At 70.1% G+C, this 16,368-nt stretch carries 8 protein-coding genes; 1 reads left to right on the plus strand and 7 read right to left on the minus strand.

Translation table 11 applies throughout. From position 1 onward, the window contains the following. Nucleotides 1–51: 51 nt before the first annotated feature. From K8625_RS44090 to K8625_RS02470, 5 genes are all read right to left on the minus strand, one after another. Entirely contained in the window at nt 52–3,972 is a 3,921-nt protein-coding gene (locus K8625_RS44090) for a M36 family metallopeptidase (protein ID WP_370641869.1), read from the minus strand. 192 nt (nt 3,973–4,164) lie between these two features. Continuing rightward, the gene (locus K8625_RS02455) at nt 4,165–7,905 is read right to left on the minus strand and encodes a choice-of-anchor A family protein (protein WP_223781731.1); all 3,741 of its coding nucleotides are present in this window, start codon (nt 7,903–7,905) and stop codon (nt 4,165–4,167) included. Nucleotides 7,906–8,067: 162 nt separating this feature from the next. Next, entirely contained in the window at nt 8,068–9,924 is a 1,857-nt protein-coding gene (locus K8625_RS02460) for a Hint domain-containing protein (RefSeq protein ID WP_223748087.1), read from the minus strand. Between the two features lie 29 nt (nt 9,925–9,953). Next, nucleotides 9,954–11,303, minus strand: coding sequence for a S8 family serine peptidase (locus K8625_RS02465; RefSeq protein ID WP_223748088.1), 1,350 nt, complete (start codon nt 11,301–11,303; stop codon nt 9,954–9,956). A 250-nt stretch (nt 11,304–11,553) separates the two neighbouring features. Beyond that, complete coding sequence (locus tag K8625_RS02470; RefSeq protein ID WP_223748089.1) at nt 11,554–12,450, minus strand: sigma-70 family RNA polymerase sigma factor; 897 nt, start codon at nt 12,448–12,450, stop codon at nt 11,554–11,556. Nucleotides 12,451–12,656: 206 nt separating this feature from the next. Here K8625_RS02470 and K8625_RS02475 point away from each other — a divergent pair, with 206 nt between their 5' ends. Further along, a complete protein-coding gene (locus tag K8625_RS02475) occupies nt 12,657–13,691 on the plus strand; it encodes a serine/threonine-protein kinase (RefSeq protein ID WP_194869484.1) in 1,035 nt (344 codons plus the stop codon). A 24-nt stretch (nt 13,692–13,715) separates the two neighbouring features. Here the strand turns inward: K8625_RS02475 and K8625_RS02480 are convergent, their stop codons facing one another. Further along, nucleotides 13,716–15,209 carry a SpoVR family protein gene (locus tag K8625_RS02480; protein ID WP_223748090.1) on the minus strand — a complete coding sequence of 498 codons (1,494 nt, stop codon included), beginning with the start codon at nt 15,207–15,209 and terminating at the stop codon, nt 13,716–13,718. Between the two features lie 40 nt (nt 15,210–15,249). After that, nucleotides 15,250–16,359: a DUF444 family protein gene (locus K8625_RS02485; RefSeq protein ID WP_141332034.1), complete on the minus strand. Its 1,110-nt coding sequence runs from the start codon at nt 16,357–16,359 to the stop codon at nt 15,250–15,252. Nucleotides 16,360–16,368 lie beyond the last annotated feature (9 nt).

A 16,368-nucleotide genomic window follows, 5' to 3' on the forward strand; every position in this document is an offset into this window, starting at 1 on the left:
GGCTCGGGAAATCCCGCGCTCGGCTGCTCGGCTGCTTCGGGAAGCGGGGCCTCAGGCCGGCCGTCGGCGACGGGCCGCGAGGAGCATCAGCGCGCCCACGAGGCCCAGGGGCGCGCCCCCTCCCGCCGAGGCGCAGCTGTGCATCCCGGGGCGCTGGGGCGGCTCGAAGGGGGGGCCCCCATCCGGCTCCTCACCCGCGTCGGGTGGGGGAGGACCGGCATCTGGCGTGCCCGCGTCCGGGGTGCCCGCGTCCGGGGTGCCCGCGTCCGGAGTGCCCGCGTCCGGGTCCGTCGGCTTGGGCCTCACGGTGACGGTCACCCTGTCCGTGGCGGCGACATCGGCCACGCGGACGGTCAGCTCGAAGTCGAGCTGGAGCTCCTGCTCCGGTCCCACGTCCGGGGCGGTGAAGCTGGGGGCCGCCGTGTCCGCGTCGCGCAGCGCCACGGCGGCGCCGCCCACCTGCCGCCAGGAGAACGCGAGCGGCACCGAGCCCCGGTCCGAGCTGCCCGAGCCATCGAGTGTCACCGTGGCGTCGGCAATCACGCGCTGGTCCACGCCCGCCTCGGCGAGCGGACGGCAGGGGGCGGTGGACTCCGCGACGCGCTCGAGGAAGGGGGGCGTGGCCGTGCCCTGCACGGTGATGTTGTCGACCTCCCAGCCGTGGGCCCGGAAGACGAGCGACGAGGCCGCGCGGAAGCGCAGCTTCACCGTCTTGCCCTGCAGCGCGGTGCCGAAGTCCAGCGTGACGCGCTCCCGCTGCGGCCAGCGCGGGTTCCTCGCGGCGTAGGCGGGACGGCCACCCAGACTGTTCCCGGTCCGGGTGTCGAGCGTGCCGGTGTAGCCCGGCGTCACCCAGGCGGTGACGTCCTTCCAGTCGTCCGGCTGGTTCGCCACCACCTCGGTGAGCTCGATGACGCCGCCGTTCCAGTAGTCGAAGGTGTTCGGCCCCGGGTTGTGCCGGAAGTCGAACCCATGCCGATGGTCGAACGACAGGACGAACGTGTTCCCCGAGGGGATGCTCAGCACGGGCGTCTGCAGCGCCGTGTCGGAGAACTCGTAGACGTCCGGCGCGAACCAGACCTGGTCCCGGGCGTCGAGCGGTGAGGGGACGACGCGCCAGCGCTGCTCCTCGGTGCCGCCCAGCACGGTGGAGGTCCACGTCGTGCGCAGGCCCTCGACCGTGTCGGTCATGGCGGGCGCCAGGTCATAGTGGAGCAGCACGGAGTGGGCCTGCTCGACGCTTCGCTGACACGCCTCGCTGCTCTCCAGGGTGACGCGGTAGCTGGCGCTTCGCGCCGACGACAGCGACGCGGCGAGCGCGATGGGGACCTCGACCACGCCCGTGCCGAAGGCCGCGACCTCGGCCACGGTGAAGGAGGCCCCCCGGGGGAACGTCAGCAGCGCGTCGTCGCTGACCACCCGCACCGTCGCGCGCTGCGCGGGGAGGGGCCCGTGGTTCTGGACCTCCACGCGAACGAGCCCCTCTTCCGAGGCGTCGAGCACGCCGTCCGCGTCGCACGAGCGCCGCCCGTCCACGATGCGCACGGCCGCCAACCGGAGGTCCGAGTGGGCCTCGCCGTCCTCCACCACCGCGTTGTGCTCGGTGGAGTCCCGGGGCGGGGAGACCGCGCACGTGCCAGCGCCCCGTCGCGCGAAGGCCCGGGCCATCGCCTCCAGGTCGTCCCGCCGCCCACGGGCCCGGGCCGCCATCAGCAGCGCGTCCCGCTGCTCGGTGAAGGTGGCGTCCGCGGGCGCGAGCTGCAGCGCGTCCACGACGTAGTCCGCCATGCGACGCCGCGTCTCCGCGAAGGGGCGGGCGTTCTTGCGCCCCTCGTCGAGCAGCGCCTGGTAGGCCTCGAAGAGCAGGGTGGCCCAGACCTCGCCCGCGTTGTGCATCTGCGCGTTCTCCAGGCCGTTGTCGCGCAGATAGTCCTGGTCGGGCAGGCCCGCGTCGTTGGCGATGTGGCGCAGCCGCAGCCCGTTGAGGTCGAGGTTCGTGGAGTAGGGCGTGCGACGCACCCCGAAGTACGTGCTCTGGCCGAAGGCCTGCGCCGCATGGGCGCCCACCGCGTACGTGCCCTGGGGCGCGTCCGTCTCCCGCACCATCATGAGCAGGGCCAGGAAGTCGCTCCAGCCCTCGCCCATGGCCCGGCACTGCGGCTCCGCGCAGAGCGTCAGGCGGCGGGACAGGATGTGCCCCCACTCGTGGGCGACGATGGTGTTGTCCAGCGAGGCGTCGCGCAGGGGCACGGGCGCGCGCGTCATGGCGCCGGTCAGCGAGCCGCGCGACAGCAGCTCCTTGAGCGCCAGGCCGTCCTCGAGCGTGATGGAGAGCGTGGCCAGGCCCGTGGTGAGCGTCGCGTCCACGTCGAGCATCTCCGGAGGCGGCTCGCCGGGGACATGGTTGATGACGACCAGCCCGGCGGCCCCCGCGTTCTCCGCGTTCACCGCCTTGAGCTCGTAGATGCAGCCGCCCCGGTCCGCCAGGACGATGGCCCCGGTGACGTCGTTCTGGAGCGGCTCGCACGCGTCGGTGCCCGCGCCCGTGCCGTCCTCCGCCAGGGCCAGCGGATGCTGGGACTGCTGGATGCGCTGCGGGCCGAACTCGGCCTTGCCCGTGACGTAGCGCGTACCGCCCACGGTGAACGCGCGCGCCTCCTCCGTGTCCCAGAGCGAGAACTCCAACCGGGGCGACAGCCCGTCCCGGGGCACGTACGCGCTGGCCAGGTTTCGCGCCTGCGCGTCCGGGCCCAGGTTCTGCGCCTCGGCCAGCACGGGGTCTCCCCCCAGCCCTCCCGGAGCGTGACTCACGTCCTGTGCGTTGCCCGCCGCCTCGTCGAAGCCCGAGTCGTAGAAGTAATCGTGCAGCCAGTTGGTGGTGTAGAACAGTTGCACCACCGAGGCGGACACCTGCTCCACGCTGTCGAGGGGCGCGGCTTCCGGGTCGTAGACGTGGGGGAAGTCGCGCGTGCCGGGCGTCACCTGCGCGCGTCGGTCCTGGCCCTCGGTGTAGCCATCCGGGTCGAAGTGGTCCGCGTAGGCGTGGACGTTGTTGCCCCAGGTGGTCGTGGCGCCCTGGGGGAGCCACGGGAACACGCGACCCGACTGCGCGTGCACCCGCCCCTCGTGCGTGAGCTGTCGGGGCGCGACGAAGCCGGGCTCGGCCGTCTCGGGGTTGCCCGTGCGGTGCGGCGAGTAGTCCTCGTGGGGGTTGTCCGCGGGCGTGCCGTCCGCATCCGCCCAGACGCGATACGAATAGGCGTCCTGCGCCACCCGGTCCTCGCGCAGCAGCACCTGGCCCGTGGCCGCGTCGAGCACGTGCAGGAAGCCGCGCGCGGGGGCGTCCCCGGCCCGCGTGGAGAGCGCGTCCACGGCGTAGGCGGGCACCAGCCGGCCCCCGGAGGGGAAGTACAGCCGCGTGACGCGCGCGGGCTCCACCAGCCGCAGGCCCGCGCGTTGGAGCGTGCCGCCGGGCGCCAGGTCGAAGCGGGGCGCGTCCGCGTGCGCGAAGCCGGCGGCCACCACCTCGCCCACCAGCGACAGCCCATGCACATCCCCCAGGGCCCGCAGCACCGCCTCGGACGCGGGCAGCGTGAAGCCTCCGCCCCGCGTCAGCCGCGTCGCGTCCGCGTGCATCGCCGCCACGCCGCCGTGCAGGTTCCCCGTGAGCCCCACCAGCTCCAGCCCCCGGTCCAGCAGCACCTTCAGCTCGGTGCGCCCCACCTCCAGGCCCGCCACCCGCTGGCGGAAGAACACGATGATGCCGCCCCGGCCCGTGTCGTGGACCCGATGGACATACACCGACGCCAGATCAGCGGCACTCAAACCATACAGTGACGCTTGTTGTTCCAGATAGACGCGGGCCGCGGCCTCCGGGGTGTCATGGACACGCAGGCCTGGCGCCGCGCCACGCTGCCCGGCCCACACCACCGTGGGGTGGCCCCGCGCCTCGTCCCGCGACAGCACTGTCACGATGTGAGGTTTTTCCGCCGCCCCGTCGGCCCGCGAGCGCGAGTCGACGGGGCCTGGCGTGGGGGGCTCCACCGCGCACCCGCCCCAGCAGGCGAGGGCCAGTACCACGACGGAGACACCGCTCCCTGGACGCTTGGGCACTTGACCCCCCACGAAATGTCGCGCGAGTCCCCGCGAGGGGACCCGAAGCCTTCATCGACAGATATCACTATCCCGCAGCTGGCCCAGATGGCCAACCGCATTGCCTGTCATCGAGCGCGCGTAGAGGCCGCCCACCCAGGCTCCATCACTGAAGGAGACGTGGGCATGGGGTGCAAGGACTGTTCCGTAGAAGCCATAGTCAAACGCGGTGAGCGTGGTGGCCTCCGGGAGGTTGAAGAGCACGCCGTGCTCGTCGATGCCGCCGGCGAAGACATGTCCGAAGTTGGTGAACAGGGGGGAGGTGCCTCGGACGTTGATGACGACGAGCGAGGTGGCGGGGGCTTCGATGGTGAGCAGCGCCGCGCTGGCGATGGCGCTGGCCTGGACGTGGAAGACATTCACCTTGGGGTGGGTGCCCCGCAGGAAGATTCCACCCCAGGGCTCGAGGGTGGTGGTGCCCTGCTGGGGCAGGGCGGCCAGGTCCGCGGAGAGCTTGCGCAGCGAGCCGAGGACGTCGGTGAAGGGGATGGGCGTGCCGCGGGTGACCGAGCCGCGCGGGAAGGTGAGGGTGCCCGCGGGCAGGTAGCGGTCGCCGAACCGGGCGTGACCCCAGACGGTGCCGTTGTTCAGGTTCAGGTCCCTCCCGGCGACCAGGAGGTTGTCGGTGTCGGTGTCGGGCAGGTTCCAGCCCACGCGGAAGTCCTTGAGGAAGATGCTGCCGCCGGCGGCGACGCGGCCCGCCACGTCATTGCCCTGTCGGTAGTCCTCCGCGACGAGGAGGTTGTAGTCAGCCAGGCGGACCTGGATGCAGTGCTCCACGCGCTGCTCCACGACGGTGACGGAGATGCTGGTGACGGCCGGCCCGTTGCGGATGACGATGGTGGCGATGCCAGGCCCCTGCGCGGTGACGACGCCCGCGGTCGACACCGTGGCGATGGCCTCGTTCGATGACGAGTACACCGTCCCCACCGCCTGGGAGGTGATGTCGCGCTTGATTCCGTCGTTGTAGAGGCCCGTCACCACCAGGTTGCGCGTGGAGCCCACCCCGTGCAGGACGCCATCGCCGTTGAGCACGGAGATGAGGTTGAGCTGCGCGGAGGAGACGACCTGCAGGGACACGGGCGGCGACGACCTGCGCTGGCGCGCGTCGTCGATGCCCGTGGCGACCAGCTGCACCGTGCCGATGGCGTGGGGTGGCACCTGGAACGTGGTGGTGAAGGGCGCCTCGGGGATGACGACCGCCTTGTCGGTGCTCGAGACATAGACCAGGTGGGGCGCGAAGCCGCCGGTGCCCTCGGTCACCACGGTGAGGGTGCTCCCGGGGCTCACCGCCGTGCCGGGCGCGGGGGACACGATGCGCATCCCGCCGGAGGCCAGCAGGGGCGAGGGGCGCTCCCACCCGGTGATGACGGGCAGCGGCTCCTCTTCCGGCGCGAGCTGCTCGTCGTCGGGCATCCACGCGCCGCCGCCTCCCGCGTCCGGCGGCGGGCAGTTGGTGGCCGCGACGGGGGCGGGGAGGGACGGGGCGAAGCTGTCACTGGCCACGGGGCTGTTGAGCAGGTTGACGATGCTCGCGTAGTAGCTGGTGTTGGAGGGCGTCTTGAAGTGCTCGAGGTCCGGCACGCTCGCGTCCATGGCGAAGGACGTCGTGGCGGTGGTGGGCGCGCCTCCGCGCTGGTCCGCCTCCGAGGCGAACATGTCGTAGTCCTTGTCGCAGAACAGCCGGCTGGGCTGCGCGGCCTGCTGCGGGTTGCGCGAGGTCTTCGCGCGCATGATGAGGTTCCAGTTCGCGGGGGGCGTGAGCTTGTCCACCAGCGGGTGGTACGCCTCCATGTTGGTGTAGAGGACCTTGATGTGGTCGAAGAGCATGCCCTGTCCCTGGGGACGCTCGATGTTCTTCCCGTTGAGGCTCACCAGCACGTGGGTGGGCACGTTCGTCACGCCCACGGAGGTGAGCAGGGGGTTGCCCGGCTGCAGGTCCTCGAAGGACGTGGTGCCCGAGTTCACCTCGAGCGAGACGTTGAAGTCCCGGAGCATCTCCAGCTTCAGCTCGTCCCAGGCGACCTGGTAGCTGGCCGTCCCCTTCATGTGGTTGCGGGTGTCGACGATGGCCTTGGCGATGGCGCTGCCCGCGTGGGGCGTGTTCAGCAGGATGAGCCGGTTGAGGTCTCCCTTGTTGAAGTTGTCGGCGCGCAGGTAGTCGCTCCTCGCGGCGAACCTGCGCGCCATGATGCCGCCCATGCCGTGGGCGAGCGCGTCCACCTGGGTGACGGCGATGTAGCGCAGGCGCATCTCCAGCAGCGCCTCCCGGATGGCCTTGCCGAGCGCGGCGCGGTTCGCCTCCGAGTCGATGCTCTCCGAGCTGGTCGTCGAGTAGTCGGCGCACGTCACGTCGAACAGGATGTTGGAGGAGATTCCCGCGTGCCACTCCCAGTACTGGCAGTCGGACCACAGGTCATGGATGGCCACGATGGGCGGACGGACCACCTCGATTTCGTGGGTGTCCGGGAAGGGCGTCCCATTGGCCGGGGTGTAGAGGGTGGAGAGCGTCACGGCGCGCTTCTTGAGCAGCCTGTCGGCGGTCTCCTGGCCCGGGCGGATGAAGTCCTCGGGCGCGGTGTAGAGCGCGAAGGCGTAGTACTGGTTGGTCGCGACCTGCTGGGCGGTCGCGTCGATGACGTTGGTGGGGGCGTCCGAGGAGCCCACCAGGCTGAGCCCTCCGTTGGCGGGCAGGTGCGTGTCGCCCAGCTTGAAGCGCAGGGTGCCGGGGCCCGGCAGCCGCGCGCGCAGCAGGATGACGCTGACGCCGTCGGCGGCGACGCCGCTGGCGGGCGTGCCCAGCGTGGCGAGCCGGCCCGGGTTGGTCTCCACCTTGCGCAGCAGCGGGTCGATGAGGATGGGGTTGGGGTCGATCTTCTCCAGGCTGGAGATGCTCACGTTGTCGATGACCACGCTGGAGTCCAGGATGCCGTCGCCCAGGTCGCGGATCTCGAAGACGAGCGTCACCGGCCCGCCGCCGGCGATGGCCACGTTGACCGTCTTGAAGTCGGTGATGCCCGCGTCCGGGAAGAGCTGGATGCCGTCCGGGTAGGTCGCCGGGAAGAAGTCCACGCCCGAGGGGTCGTCCGCGAGCAGCACGTCGAACTGGGTGTCCTTGGCGCGCGTGGCGGAGGCGTCGAAGAAGTGCGCGCTGTTGACCGAGGTCTGCTCGGCCAGGCGCGTGCCCTGCGCGTCCTGCACGTGCGCGGTGAACTGGTCGTTGTACTCGCTGCCCACGAAGTCGGGCGACTCGGCGCTCAGGAAGCGGTAGTCGAACGACAGCCGCGTCATGCCCGCGGGCACGTTCAGGGTGAGCCGCAGGGTGACGACGTCCCCCTCGGCCCCCTCGGGGGCGAAGTCGGTGCCGGGCTCGGGCAGCCGGGCGCGGTCATTGACGTAGCCGGTGCCCAGCACGATGAGCGAGGGGCCCTTGCGCGGGGTGATGATGCCGTAGTTGGACATGACCTTCGTCGTCTGGTCGGGCGCGGGCGCGGTGAGCTGGCTGCTCACCAGCATGCCCGCGGGGATGTCCAGCGCCGCGGCCAGGTCGGGCGCGGTGGCCTGCGCGAGCTGGGCCGCGGGTTGCACGACCTGGCGGCTCGCGATGCGCCGCCGCTCCGCGCGCTGCGCCTCCTCCCGGAGCGTCGCTTGGGATTGCTGTTGGGGCGGTGAGGCTTCGGGAGGGCTGGCGTCGCCACATGCCAGGGCCAGCGCGAGGACGAGCGGGAGCAGGGGGACGTTGCGAGGCTGCATCAGGTTCACTCCGAGGTCTGGGGCGGCGGGAGGCGAACGGCGGGGCGGCAACGGGCACGGCCATCCAGCGGACTTCCACTGGATGGCCGGCGGTCTGGAAGGGTGATGACGTCGGGCGAGGGGCGCGGAGGCCTTCGGGGCCGCGCCCTCGCTGCTGGGCGGCTACTGGCGCCGGGCGGCCAGCTTGTAGTCGCGGTGCCACCGGGACGGCAGCGAGGCCAGCACGTCGGCGCTCTTCTGCGTCTGGGCGATGGACTCGTACTTCTGCTGGATCTGCCCGTCACCCACGACGAAGCCGTTGGCGTAGACCACCGTCTGGTCCTGGGCGAGCGCGAGCTTCTCCGCGTCCGAGCCGACCTTCACGTTGTACACCTTGCCGGCGTACGGCTCGCGGCTGACCTCGACGAGCCTGCTGGGGCCCGCCTGGGTCATCACCACGTCGCCCTGCTTGAGGGCGCGGGCCTGCACCATGCCGCGCGCCAGGACCTGGATGGGGTGCATCTCCGTCATCAACAGGCTGTGGCCCGCCGCGCTGCGGATGCGCACCATGGGCACCGTCTCGGTGCCCACGGCCGTGTCCATGACGGTGAGCGTGGGCTGGTGCGGGTTCTTCACCTTGTCGCCGGCCTTGAGCGACTCCACGGGCGCCACCTTGCCCTCGGCCAGCGCGATCTGCGTCCCCGCCGCCAGGCAGCTGTTGGTGACGGTGATCTTCTTGAAGGTGTAGTCCGGGCGCGGCACGGCGCGGTCGTTGCTCAGCGTCACGGAGGACTGGTACGTGGCGCCGCCCGTCCCGACGACGGGCAGGACGATCTTCAACGTGAGCTTCACCTCGTCCTGCACCTGGCGGCAGCCGTCGTCGAAGAAGGCCGCGTGGGCGCCCGTCAAATCCCAGGAGAAGGTCTTCTTGTCGGCGCTGAGGGAGGCGCGGTCCCAGAACTGCCCCATCCTCGCCTCGATGAGGTTGCCGTCCGTCACGTCGCAGCCGCCGCCCGCGTTGGTGAGGATGAGCTTGAGGTGGCCCACCTCATACGTCGGCGTCCCCAGGGCCAGGTCCGCCTTGAACTGGTTGATCTTCGCCTGGTCGAAGGTGTGGGGCGCGGAGGTGAGCGACAGCTGCCCCTTGAGGGGCAGCTTGATGGCCTGCGGGGTGCCGGTCAGGTCGTAGTCGCAGTCCTGGGTCCACGTGCGGTTGAGGCACACGGAGATGAGGTTGTCGTTGAGCACCGTGTCCACGGGCGCCTGGACGGTGAGCGCGGAGTACGTGGGGCGCGTGGAGGTGGTGCCCGGCGGCGAGCCGAACTCCGAGTAGAGGTACGAGTCCTTGAACCCCTCGACGGAGTCCTCGACCTTGTACGAGGAGACCCGGTAGCGGCCCAGCTGGGTGAGCCCCAGGTTCGCGGTGGTCGGGACGGTGAGGTTGGTGCCCTGGTCGTACTCCTCCGCCCAGGCGAGCTGGGTGAGCGGGTGGCCCGTCTGGTCGGTGAAGTTGGTGTCCGTGTACGTGTAGTACGTGCCGCCCGGGAAGGTGGACGTGGACACGCCCTGCCCGTCGTTCTCCTCGCGCGTGGTCTCACCCGCGTTGGCCGACTCGATGGCGTGCATCTCCTTGCGCTCGGCGGACGTCGCCAGCCCGGCGTCCTCCGACGACAGCTGGCCCGGCGCGAAGCCCCGCGACACGTGCTCCTTCTGGCGCGCGGCCAGCGCCTCGAACAGGTACGGCGAGTTCTCCGGCGTCTTGCCCGCCAGCTTCAGGCGCGCCTTCGCGAAGCGGTACTGGGCCGGGTCCGCCAGGTTCAACCGGACGCGCACGTCCGGCTTGGCGATGGAATGCAGGTAGGCCTCGTCCGCCCGGTACGTGGTCCACTCGGCCTGGCTCAGCCGGGTGGCGTCGCCGAGCCCGCGCAGCGTGCGGCCGAAGTCCGCCACCTGCTGCTCGTGGGGACTGGAGGTGCAGCCCGACAGCAGGGCCAGGCAGGCGGTGCTACCCATCACCAGAAAACGACGTGCTCGTGACATGGTGTTTCCTCCTCCGCTTGGAACGGCTCTCACATGCAGACTTGCTGGAAGTCGGGGCAGCAGTCGTTGAACTCCAGGCAGCTCGGGTCGCAGAAGCAGCCCTCCGCGCCCACGCCGCACAGGCCCACGCAGCTGTTGGCTTCGCCCACGCAGAAGCCGTTGCCCTGCGTCAGGTCGCTGAAGAGCAGCGAGTCGGGCGAGCCCTTCAGGTCCTCCACGCACTCGAGCGTGGCGGAGTCGCGCAGGTTGGCGACGATTTGCGCGGGCGTGGCGGTGCGGTGGGTGCCCAGGTATTGCGCCACCGCGCCGGCGACGTGGGGGCTGGCCATGGACGTGCCCTCGTCGACGACGCTCGCCACCGCGTCGCCCATCCAGGCGCCGAGGATGCTCACCCCCGGCGCGAAGATGTCCACGCACGGGCCCCAGTTGGAGAACGTCGCCCGGACGTCCGCGTCGTCGACGGCGCCCACGGTGATGACCAGGGGCTCGCTCGCGGGGGACTGGGTGCAGGCGTTCAGGTCGTCATTGCCCGCGGCCACCACCACCGGGATGCCCGCGTTGACCAGCGCCGCGGCGGCCAGGTTCGCCGGCACGTACAGCGGCCCGGTGATGCTCACGTTCGCGACGCAGGGCCCGTCCTGCCGGGGACAGTCGGCGCGCACGAAGTCCATGCCCGCGATGATGGCCCCCCAGGTCCCCAGGCCGTTGCACCGCAGCACCCGCACCGGGTGCACGGTGGCCTCCTTGGCCATGCCATAGAGCGTGCCCACGGCGGTGCTGGCCACATGGGTGCCATGGCCGTGGCAGTCCTCGATGCCCCGGCCATCCGGCACGAAGCTCTGTGACGAGCCCACCCGTCCGGTGAACTCCGAGTGCTCCGTGTTGAGCCCCGTGTCGAGCACGTACACGTGCACCCCGGCGCCCGTGTTGTCGAAGTCGTTGTACTGGCCGTCGCGCCCCTGGCGCTGGTCCACCCGGTCGATGCCGTCCGCGGGGCTGGGCACCGTGGCGCTGAGGGTGACCTGCTGGTCCTCCTCGATGAGGGCCACGCCCGGCTCGGCGCGCAGCCGCTCCACCTGGGCGCTGTCCAGGCGCGCCGCGAACCCGGGGATGAGCTGGTAGCGGTGCCGCACCTGATTGATGCCGCCCGCGCGCGCCACCCGGCCCACAGCCGAGTCGATGGCCTGCCCCGTGATGCCCTCGGAGAAGACGACGATGTACTCGTCGGGGACGCGCCGCGCCTCGGGGGCGCGGCCCAACGGCGCCAGCTTCGGAGCCGAACCGGGCCCCTGGGCGGAGGCGCCCTGGGGCGGGCGCTCCTCGCAGGCGATGAATCCCAGGACGAGCGCCCCCAACAAGGGCAGGGCCTCAAGCTTCATTCCAAGCAAGGGATGGGCACGTCGGGGCAGGGGCCGCATGGTGTCTCGGTCTGGGTGGGCCGAGCGACGCCCGCGCCGACACGGGGCCTCTCGGGATGGACGGGGGATGTCCGCGGCGGCGGAGGGCTTCCGCTACCGCGGGGGGAGGCGTGGACGTGGATGGCGTGAGCGCGAGCCCCAGGCGGGCCCGAGCGACGTTCGCGTCTTGAAGACGCACGCCCGAATCAACCTATGCATCAATTCTCGATATTCACTTTGGGTGAATTGTTTCATCGAGGATGCGCGTGAGGCTGAGATGCAGATGGCTCTCCACGCTGCGCAGGACGCTGGTGAACTCCTGGGAGGAGAGGTCCAGGCGTTCCTTGAGCAGGCGCCGCGTCTCGTCGTGCACGGCCTGCTGGGCGCTGTGCAGCCAGCGCGAGACGGTGGACTGGTTGACGCCGAAGAGGGTGCCGAGCTTCGGGGTGGAGAGGCGGTCCACGAAGTGGAGGCGCAGCAGGTAGCGGTGCTCTCCGGGGAGGATGGCGAAGGCGTCCTCCAAGGCCTTCCGGAACGCGTCGTGGTACCGGCGTTGGATGGCCTCCAGCTCGGGGTCGGGCGCGGGCGTGGGCAGCAGCTCCAGGACGGTGTCGCTCGACGGGCAGGGCTCCTGGGACTTGCGCAGCAGGCTCAGGGCCGTGCGCAGGGCCACCACCCGCACCCAGTTGGCCAGGGTGCCCCGGCCGGAGTACTCGGCGATGCGGGGCGCGGCGGCGGTGCGCACCAGCAGCCGCTCACGGACCTGCTGACGCACCTCGTCCACCATCGCCGCCGGCAGCCGCATGTGCGCGAGCACCGTCGGCACGCTGGCCATGTGGTGCCGCTCGAAGGCGGCGAGCGCCGTGCCCAGTCCCTGCACGCAGCCGCACGCCAGATAGAGGTCGCCGGCCTCGAGCCGCTCCAGCGCCGTCCCCCAGTCCTCGCCCGGCGCCAGGCGCGGGAGGTGGAGGGCCAGGTGTCGCATGAAGCTCTCGGCGCCCAACGGGATGTCCGGCCAGTGCTCCCGGCCTTCGTTCCAGAGCCGTGACAGCCACGGCTCCAACACCTCGGGCGTGACGTCCTCCGGCGGGACGCCCGCATGCGCCAGGAATAACGGTGCGAATGCCAAGCCCCCCTCCTCCATGCCGCCATTATAACCGATGGAGCCTGACTTACTCTGAGTGCGGGTTAATCTGAGTGAAGGTCGTCTTTGGGCATGAAAGGGGAGAGTTTCTCGCTTTACCGGATGAAGTCCGTTTTGTGAGAGGCTCTGACCGGGGGCATACAGGGGGGTGTCAAATCCTTACATCCGGCTGCCTGTGCGAGGAAGACGTGGTGGCGCTCGTCGAGGAGCGGCTGGACGGCGCGGCGAGGGGGCGCGTCCATCGCCACGCCGCCGAGTGCCCCGCGTGTCGGGAACTGCTGGTCGCCGTCATGCGCAGCCAGACGGGGAGCGTGGACGCGCCCGCGCCTGCCTGGGGGCCCACGGTGGCGCGGACCTGGGTGCCGCCCGGGGTGCTGGACGAGTTCCACCTGGTGCGGCTGTTGGGGCGGGGGGGCATGGGCGCGGTGTACCTGGCGCATGACACGTCGTTGGACCGGCTCGTCGCGCTCAAGCTGAGCGTCGCGCTGGAGCCGGACACCAGCACGTTGGACAGCTTCGCCATCGAGGCGCGCGCCATCGCCCGCATCAAGCACCCCAACGTCGTCACCGTGTTCCGGGCGGGGCAGGTCGAGGGGCGGCCGTATCTGGTGTACGAGTACGTGGACGGCAAGAGCCTGGCGGAGCTGGCGCCGCCCCTGCCGTGGCGGTACGTGCTGGACATCGCGCTGGGGCTTTCGCGGGGCTTGAGGGCCGCGCATCAGCGCGGGGTGCTCCACCGGGACGTGAAGCCGGGCAACGCCATCCTGGACGCGGATGGCAGCATCAAGCTGCTCGACTTCGGGCTCGCGGCCTTCGTGGGGACGGACCGCTCGAAGCCGTGGGCCGTGCCGGGCGTCGTCGGCACGCCGCGCTACATGGCGCCCGAGGTGCGCCTGGGGGCGCCGGCCACGCCGCAGAGTGATTTGTATGCCCTGGGGCTGCTCGTGTACGAGCTGTGCACGGGGCGTGTCCCGCATGTGCGCGCCTCCGGTGCGGACCTGGAGGCGGGCCGGGTGGCGGCCGCGCTGGTGCCGCTGGTGGACCTGGTGCCGGGAATCGACCTGGACTTCGCGGAGGCCGTCGAGCGCTGTCTGGAGGAGGACCCGTCCGCGCGCTTCGGCCGCGTGGATGCGCTGTGCACCGCGCTGGAGCGTCTGGTGTCGCAGGGGCCGGCCGCAGGCTTCGCGCCCGTGCGGTCCGCCGCCATCGCGGAGACCCGCCCGTGAGCGGGTCTCCGGCTGCTTGGGGCGCTACAGCTCCACCTTCTTCTCCGTCTGGTTCGTCCCGTCGAAGCGCAGCATCACGCCCTTGTTGTCGTAGCGGGTGATGATGTTGACGGGGCGGCGCCACAGGGACTGGAGGTTGCGCAGCGTCTCGCGGGCGTAGTCACCCTTGAGGTCCTGGCCGTCGTGCTTGTGCGCGAGCAACAGCTCCCCGCGGTTCTCGTGGTTGCCGTCCACCACCTCGATGATGGGCTGGCCGAAGTTGGTGAGCCCCTGCAACAGCTTGCTCTTCACCTTGCGGAACTCGCGGTCGAGGATCTCCCACGAGTTGCGCTTGTCGTTGAAGCCATACACGAAGAGCTTCTGCTCCATCGCGAACTCGGGCGTCAGGAACGTGTCGATGAAGGTGATGTCGTTGTAGTGCTTGCGGACCTCGAAGATCTTCTCGCGTCCGGCGCCCAGCTTCTTGTCCCAGTTGCGGCGGGCGCGCAGGTCATCACACTCGTCCCACTCCTTGCCGAAGCGGCCCTTGTTCCAGCGCTCCTCGATGTCCCGCCACAGCTCGATGCCCAGCTTGTAGGGATTGATGGCGCCGGGGCGCGTCCCCATGGTGCCGGAGTGGTGGTCCGCGTAGTCGATGATTTCGTCGTCGCGCAGCGCCCTGCGGGTCATGATGGTGGAGTGCCAGTAGCTGGCCCACCCCTCGTTCATGATCTTGGTCTGGCCCTGGGGCGCGAAGTAGTAGGCCTCCTCGCGGAGGATGGCCAGGATGTCCGACTCCCACGGCTCCAGCGGCGCTTCCTCCAGGAGGAAGAGCAGCACGTCGCGCTGGGGGCGCTCGGGGAACTTCTTGGCCCGCTGCTTCTCGTCCTCCACCTTCTTGCGCTGAGAGTCGAGGAACTCGGACGGGTTGATGTAGCCGCGCATGTACTCGCGGCCGACCTTGAAGCCCTCCACGCGCTCGTTGGACTTGAGCTCGTCCTCGGCGCGCCTGGGGTCCGGGTTGCGCCGGATGTGGGGCGAGTGCTGGTCGATGAGGTTCTCCAGGCTCAGGGTCCGGTCGATGAAGTCCTCGACCTTCTCCACGCCGATCTTGTCCACCCAGCGGCGCACCCGCGTGGCGTGGTTGGCCATCTCGTCGATCATCCGCCGGTTGGTGTGGCGGAAGGAGAAGTTGTTCTTGAAGAAGTCGCAGTGACCGTAGACGTGGGCCATGACCAGCTTCTGGTCCACCTCCGGGTTGCTCTCCATCAAGTACGCGTAGCAGGGGTCGTTGTTGATGACGAGCTCGTAGATCTTGCTCAGGCCGTACTCGTAGCCCTTGGAGAGCTGCTCGTACTCCATGCCCCAGCGCCAGTGCGGGTAGCGGGTGGGGAAGCCGCCGTAGGCGGCGACCATGTTCATCTCGTCGTAGGACACCATCTCGAAGACGGTGTCGAAGAAGTCGAGTCCGAACTCCTTCGCGTAGCCGTGGATCTCATCCCTCAGCGCGGCGAGACGGGGCGTAAGGCTCTTGGGCATCGGGAAGTCTCTCCGGAGGACAGGTGGGGGCGCTGGCTCTTCAGCGTCCCTTGCCGAGGAAGTCCTTGATGGACGCGTAGATGGCGTCCTTGTCCGCGATTTCGCTGAGCGCGACGTTGGGGGTGTCACCCACCGCCTCGCGAAGGTCCTTGATGAACTGACCGCTGCCGTAGGGGGACTCCACCTGTCCGTAGGCGAACTGGTTGACGTTGGGCAGCACGTCGTTGCGCAGCATCTCGATGCACTGGCGCGTGTCGTCCGCGCTCCAGTTGTCCCCGTCGCTGAAGTGGAACGGATAGACGTTCCAGGCGCTCTTCGGGTAGTCGGCCAGGATGATGTCGCGGCAGAGCTTGTAGGCGCTGGAGATCATCGTCCCGCCGGACTCGCGGGTATGGAAGAACGTGTCGCGGTCCACCTCGCGCGCCACCGCGTCGTGGATGATGTAGCGCGCCTCCAGGCCCTTGTATTGGTGGCGCAGCCACGTATCGAGCCAGAAGCTCTCGATGCGGACGATCTCCTTCTGCTCGTCACCCATGGAGCCGGACACGTCCATCATGTAGATGATGACGGCGTTGGTCTCCGGGAGGTCCTGCAGCTTGTAGCTGCGGTAGCGGCGGTCCTCGCGGGTGGGGATGATGACGGGCCTGGCGGCGTCGTAGGTGCCGGCGGCGATTTGTCTGCGCAGGGCCTGCTTGAAGGTGCGCTTGAAGTGGCGCAGGGATTCGGGGCCGGTGGTGTTGATGCCGGTGTAGCGAATCTTCTGGGTGATGATCTTCTCGTTCTGGCGCCGCTCGATGTGGGGCAGCTGCAGCTCCTCGCCCAGTATCTGCGCCAGCTCCTCGAGCGTGACATCCACCTCCAGGGCGTGGTCTCCCTCACCCTGGCCGGCCTGGTGCCCGTCCCCGGGCTCCACCGCCCCGGGGCCGAGCTGCTGGCCCACCTCGCCGTCACCCTGTCCGACGCCGCCCTGCTCCTTGTGGCCGTACTTGAAGCGGGGGATGTCGATGAAGGGGATGGGGATGCTGATGGCATCCTTGCCCTTCTTCCCAATCATCTCGCCCTTCTGCACGTACTTGCGCAGGTTGGCTTTGATCTTCCCGCGGACGATCTGTTTGAAGCGGGAGTGGTCCTGGTGGATCTTCAAGGTCACGACGGCTCG

Origin of the sequence: Myxococcus sp. AS-1-15, assembly GCF_020037055.1 — a bacterium.
GTDB lineage: Bacteria > Myxococcota > Myxococcia > Myxococcales > Myxococcaceae > Myxococcus > Myxococcus fulvus.